The sequence below is a fragment of the Streptomyces sp. SAI-170 genome (genome assembly GCF_049739565.1).
In the GTDB taxonomy this organism is placed as follows: Bacteria; Actinomycetota; Actinomycetes; order Streptomycetales; family Streptomycetaceae; genus Streptomyces.
Map to the genome: position 1 here is coordinate 4,184,668 of NZ_JBMGQD010000001.1, position 5,952 is coordinate 4,190,619.

The following is a 5,952-nucleotide window of genomic DNA, read 5'->3' on the forward strand; positions in this document are numbered from 1 at the left end:
CGCTCAGTGCGCGGCGGCCTCGCCGCGCAGTCGGGCGGCGAGCTGGACGGGAGTGGGGTGGGCGAACAGGTCGGCCAGCTTCAGGCGGGTGCCCGTCGACTCCTCGACCCGCTGGAGGAGTTGCGCGCCGAGCAGCGAGTGGCCGCCGGAGGTGAAGAAGTGCGTGTCGGCGCCGGCCGTGGGCGTGGCGAGCAGGTCGCCCCACAGGGCGACGAGTTCGTCGACCAGGGCGTCACCCGTGGCCGCGTCGGTGCGGCCCGCGGCGGTCCGGCGGTCGTGCAGCCTGCGCTCCTCGGCCTGCCGGGTCAGCGCCGGGTAGTCGGTCTTGTCGTTGCCCGTGGTGGGGAAGGCGTCGACGAGGACGAAGTCCTGGGGGGCGGCGGAGCCCGGCAGAAGGGTCCGGGCGTGCTCCCACAGCCCGTCCCGTACGGCCTCTCCCTCGGGGGCGACGACGAACGCGACGAGCGCCCCGTCCGCCGAGGGGTCGCCCACGACGACCACGGCCGCGGCGGCGACGCCCGGGTGGGCGGTGAGGACCGACTCGACCTCCCCGAGCTCGATGCGGTTGCCGCGCAGCTTCACCTGACGGTCCATGCGTCCGAGCACCTCCAGTGTGCCGTCCGGCAGCCAGCGGGCCAGGTCGCCCGTACGGTAGGAGCGGCCGTGGACGGGATGGTCGATGAAGCGTTCCGCGGTCAGCTCGGGCCGCTCGTGGTAGCCCATCGCCACGCCCACGCCGCCGATGCACAGCTCGCCGCCGAGGCCGATCGGCAGCTCCCGGCCGTCGGGGCCGAGGAGGAACACGCGAGTGTTGGCGATGGGCGAACCGACCCGGATGCGGCCGGTGTCCGCGCTGGTCACCCGGCCCGAGGTGGACCAGATGGTCGTCTCGGTGGGGCCGTACACATTGCGCAGGTCCGCGCCGACGGCGACGAGTTCCCGGGCGAGCGTGGCCGGCAGCGGTTCGCCGCCGCACAGCACCCGCACCCCGGCCAGGGACGCCCCGGCCTCGGCGACGATCAGCCGCCAGCTGGTGGGGGTGGCCTGGGCGATGGTCACCTTGTGCCGGCGCAGCACCTGCAGCAGACGGCCGCCGTCGGTGCGGGCGTCGTCCGGGGCCACGACCAGCCGGCCGCCCGTGGTGAGCGGCAGGAACAGCTCCAGCGCGGAGATGTCGAAGCTGAAGGTCGTCATCCACAGCGTGGAGTCGTCGGCTCCGGCGGCGAGTTCGCCGGCGAAGTGGTCGACGAGGTTGACCAGCCCGCGGTGGTGCAGCCGGGTGCCCTTGGGCCGGCCGGTGGAGCCGGAGGTGTAGATGAGGTAGGCGCAGGACAGCGGGTCCACGGCGGGCACATCGGCCACGGCATCGGTGCCCTCGGCCTCGGCCTCCGCGGAGTCCGCCGGGGCGGGGGTCAGGGTCACCCGGGCCGCGGCGTCCGGAACCTGCACCCCGGGGTCGGCGATCACGACCGAGGCGGCCGAGTCGGACAGCTGGTAGGCGATGCGCTGTTCCGGATGGTCGGGGTCGAGCGGCAGATAGGTGGCCTCGGCGAGCCAGATGCCGAGCACGGCGGCGGCCAGCTCGGGGCCGCGCCGGCTCAGCAGGGCGACGACGGAGCCCGGCTCCACGCCCACCGCGCGCAGCCGGTCCCGGTTGTCGAGGGCGGTCCACCACAGCTGCGCGTAACTGAGCTGCCGGTCGCCGTCGACGACGGCCGGCGCGTCCGGGGTGCGGTCGACCCGCTCCGCGATCGCGCGCAGGACGGTGGCGTCGTCGGCGATGGGGCGGTCCGTGGCGTTCGCGGCCTCGATCACGGCACGGTCGCGCTCGCTCCACACCGGGATGCCGGCCAGCGGGCTGTCCGGGTCGGCGGCGAGCGCCCGCAGCAGGTCGTCGTAGCGCTCGAGCAGCAGCTCTACGTCACTGCGGTCGATGGCGTCGACGTAGTACGCGGCGCGGACCTGGAGGGCCTGCGCGGAGGCGGTGACGAAGAACTCGAGGTCGAACTTGCTGGAGCCGTTCTCGACCATCAGCAGGCGGGCGCGTTCGCCGCCCAGCTTGAACTCGGTGTCCGCGCTGTCCGGGATGTAGTTGAAGACATGGCGGAAGAGCTGGTTGCGCCACTCGGAACCGGCCCTGGGCACCAGCTCCAGCAGGTCGTCGACGGGCAGGTCGGCGTGGCCGACCGCCTCCAGGAAGTTGCGGCGGACCTGGACGACCAGGTCGCGGAAGCTGCGCTGCGGGTCGACGTCGGCCCGCAGCGTCAGGACGTTGATGTGGTAGCCGATCGCGCGCTGCTCGTCCCGGCCGCGGATGCTCAGCGGGGAGCCCACGGTGAGGTCGCGGCCGGTGCCGTGCGCGGCGAGCAGGACGTAGTAGGCGGCGAGGAGCACCACGGCCTCGGGGGCGCGCAGTTCGCGCTGCATGCGCTTGACGACGGCGGTGGCCTCCTCGGACAGCCGCCGGTTGACGGTGTCGCCGGCCAGGGTGACCTGGGCGGGCGCCGGCTTGTCGCAGCCGAGGGTGAGGGTGGAGGGGTCGAAGCCGTCCAGCTGGCGCTGCCAGAAGACGCGGCTCTTCTCGGACGGGACGGTCTCGGGCAGCAGCGGCTGCTCGGTGGTGAGCTCCTCGGGCAGCTCCTCGCCCGCGGCGAACGCGTCGTACGCCGTGGCGAAGTCGTCGCGCAGGATCGTGGTGGACATGCCGTCGAAGACGGAGTGGTGCAGCGCCAGGCAGAGCACGTCGCCGTCGGCGCGCCGCAGATGCCGGGCCCGCCACAGCGGGCCGCCGTCGCGCTGGAAGGGCCGGGCGACGAACGCCGTCAGGCCGGGCAGCACGTCGGCCTCGGCGCAGTCGAGGCTCTCCACCTCGACCCGGAAGGCGTCCGCCGGGCGGATCTCCTTGGTGAGGGCGAGTCCGTCGCCGTGGAAGACGGTGCGCAGCACACGGTGCCGACGGGCGAGCCAGTCGACGGTGCGCCGCACGGCCTCCAGGTCGAGCCGGCCCTCGGTGTGGAAGGCGACGGAAAGGTTGTTCACCCCGGTACCGGGGACAAGGTCCTCCAGCAGCCAGAGAGACTTCTCCTTGCTGGTGGCGGCGGTCGGCGTCGGCATTTCCCCGTCCGTTCTGTTGGGTGGTCGCGTGGGGGGATCGTGGTGGGGGATCGTGTGAGGGCTGGGCCGAGGGTCAGTCGTTGATCAGCCGGTCGGTGCCCCTCGCGACCTCGGGGTCGCGCAGCATCTCCGAGTGGGCGGAGGCGAAGACGATCTCCTCGGCGACGAGTTCGGCCTCGGGCAGGAGGAAGGAGTCGCGCACCCGGTTCAGGCCGCTCTCCTGGCTCGCGGAGCACAGGGCGACGGCCCGGCGCCACAGCGGCAGCGCCTCGACCGGCTCGGCGATCGACAGGTACGACATGAAGGAGCCGACGAGGTCGAGCAGGTCCTGCGCGAACGCCGGGCCCAGGCCCATGCGGGCGAACGCCGCGGCGGCGGCCTGCTCGAACAGGTCGTACAGGGTCGCCGTGAGCTGCTGGACGTTCTCGCCGTTCGCCTCGAAGGCGGTACGGCCGGCGGCCTGGAGCTGCGCCGCCTCGTCCGGGGCGAGTACCTGGGACATGCTGCCGACCATCTTGTAGAACTGCCAGAACACCGTCTCGGCGTTGACGAGTTCCGGGTCGAACAGCAGCACCTTGGGCTCCTCGCCCTGCCACTGGCCGATCCGCTCGGCAAGGACGGACGCGTAGACGCCGCCGACGCAGAAACCGAGGACGGCCCGCACCTTCAGCCCGCTGCCGCGCACCTCGTCGAGCCACGGCTCGATGTACTCCTCGACGGCGACGTCCCGCAGCAGGCCGTTCGGCTCCACCAGCGTCCGCCACACCGCGTGGTCGGTGGCCAGCAGCGGCGCCAGCGCGTTGAAGTCGGCCTCCGCGCGCCCGGTGGCGGGGAAGTCGACGGCGAGCACGACCTCGCCGGAAATTCCGGAGCGGAGTTCGTCCCAGGTCTTGAGCCCACTCATGATTTCTCCTCATTTCCCTTGCGGAATGTTGGAGTCTTGTCACTCCGCCAGAAAAATGTAGTGAGCCAAACCTGTCGAATTAACCCCCACCGACCCCCTATCGGCCCCTAGGGCCGCCTCAGGGGCTCCCCGCCCCGGTAATGGCCGGGCCGTGCCAAAAAATTCAGACCGGCACGGGCGAGATCCGCGCCAGATAAGGCCGCACGTCGGACAGGTTCCTCCTGTCCGCGAGCAGGCCGATGTAACCGTCCGGCCTGATGACCGCCACATCGCCCTTGGCGACACCGTAGGCGGTGTGCACACTGCTGTCCGCGTCCACCAGCACGGCCCGCGCCCCGGCGGGCCACGCGTCGACCTCGGGATGGATCACGGTACGCACGGCCGCACCCGGCGGCAGCAGTTCCTGCCGTACGCCGGTGTCGTCGAGCCCGAAGGCCAGCACGGTCGCCTGCGGGCCGCGCAGCGCGTCGAAGAGCCGCACCCTCGCGCCGTACGGGTCCCGGCACACCGCGTCGGGCGCCCGGTCGCCGGCACGCAGCGGCCCCGCGGCCGTACGGCGGTCCCACGACAGCGCGCTGTCCCGGTAGTGGAGCTGAAGTTGGTGGGTCTCCCGGCCCGGCTGCCGGAAGCGCAGGTTCTCCCGGGCGGCGGCGGTCTGGAGGCGGCTGCTCAGCTCCAGCACCCGCGCGGCGACCGGCAGCCGCTCCTCCTCGTAGGAGTCCAGCAGCCCCTCGGGGGCGCCGCGCAGGACGGCGCCCAGCTTCCAGCCGAGGTTGAACGCGTCCTGGATGCCGGTGTTCACGCCCTGCCCGCCCGCCGGCGGATGCACATGCGCGGCGTCGCCCGCCAGGAACACCCGGCCGGTCCGGAAACGCTCGGCCATGCGCACGTTGAAGGTGTACACCGACAGCCAGCTCGGCGAGTGCGGCCGGATGTCCGCCCGCCCGGTCCGGGCCGCGACGAGCCCGGCCACGCCGCGCGCGGTCAGGGTGACGTCCTCGCCCGGGGCGAGACCCGCGAAGAAGCAGAACTCCTCGGTGCCGGGCAGCGGGAAGAACGCCACCGGCCCGCCGGCCGCGTCCGGCCACGCGTGCGTGTGCTCGCGGTCCAAGCCCTCCACCGCGATGTCCCCGACGAGGACGCGCCGGTCGCCGTCCGTCTCGCCGCGGAACCCGACACCCGCCGCCGCGCGCACCCGGCTGTGAGCGCCGTCCGCCCCCACGAGATACGCGCACCGCACGCTCTCCTCCGCCCCTGAGTCCGCGCGCAGCACGACGGACACCCCATCGGGGTCCTGCCGCAGGTCCACGATCTCGACCCCGTGTTCCACCCGGACGCCGAGCGCCTCGAGCCGGTCGCACAAAATGCGTTCCGTGGCGTACTGCGGCACCATCCGCAGGCTCGGATACGGGGTGTCCGGGCGGGGCCTGACCTGGTCGAACCAGGACCAGCCGCCGATGGCCCGGTCACCGTCGTAGCCGCGGAAGGGCAGGTAGGGGCCGCTGTGCGCCAGGATCTCGCCGATCACCCCGAGGTCCTCCAGGATCTCCAGGGTGCGCGGCTGGAGCCCCTTGCCCCGGGAGCCGGGGCGCAGGCCGGGCAGCTTGTCCACGATGCGGCAGGAAACCCCCCGCCGGGCCAGATCACAGGCCAGCGCCAGACCGGTCGGGCCGGCGCCCGCGATCAGCACCTCGCATTCCGTGGGCCGACGCAACGAACTCATGGGACTCATGGCACTCGGGGGACTGGAAGGGCTCATGGAATTCCCGCCTTTCGCGCAGGAAGCGGCTCGGGCCGTGATCAAAACACCGCCCACCGCCCCACCGGCCGGACCCCGCACATATCCGGCCACCCGCGCACCCCGCCCACCGGACACGCGTGGCCGGAACGGAAGGTCCGCTCCGGCCACGACGATCACGGCACTGCGATGCCGC

The 5,952-nt window shown here is 72.9% G+C and carries 3 protein-coding genes; all 3 read right to left on the reverse strand.

The window, feature by feature from the left end; translation table 11 throughout:
- Window positions 1–3 precede the first annotated feature (3 nt).
- The 3 genes from RKD23_RS18740 to RKD23_RS18750 all read right to left on the reverse strand — a co-directional run bounded on the left by RKD23_RS18740 (window position 4) and on the right by RKD23_RS18750 (window position 5,741).
- Window positions 4–3,114 carry a non-ribosomal peptide synthetase gene (locus RKD23_RS18740; protein ID WP_424854714.1) on the reverse strand — a complete coding sequence of 1,037 codons (3,111 nt, stop codon included), beginning with the start codon at window positions 3,112–3,114 and terminating at the stop codon, window positions 4–6.
- 73 nt (window positions 3,115–3,187) lie between these two features.
- Window positions 3,188–4,018, reverse strand: coding sequence for a hypothetical protein (locus RKD23_RS18745; RefSeq protein WP_404037088.1), 831 nt, complete (start codon window positions 4,016–4,018; stop codon window positions 3,188–3,190).
- Window positions 4,019–4,181: 163 nt separating this feature from the next.
- The gene (locus RKD23_RS18750; RefSeq protein ID WP_424854715.1) at window positions 4,182–5,741 is read right to left on the reverse strand and encodes an FAD-dependent monooxygenase; all 1,560 of its coding nucleotides are present in this window, start codon (window positions 5,739–5,741) and stop codon (window positions 4,182–4,184) included.
- Window positions 5,742–5,952: the final 211 nt, after the last annotated feature.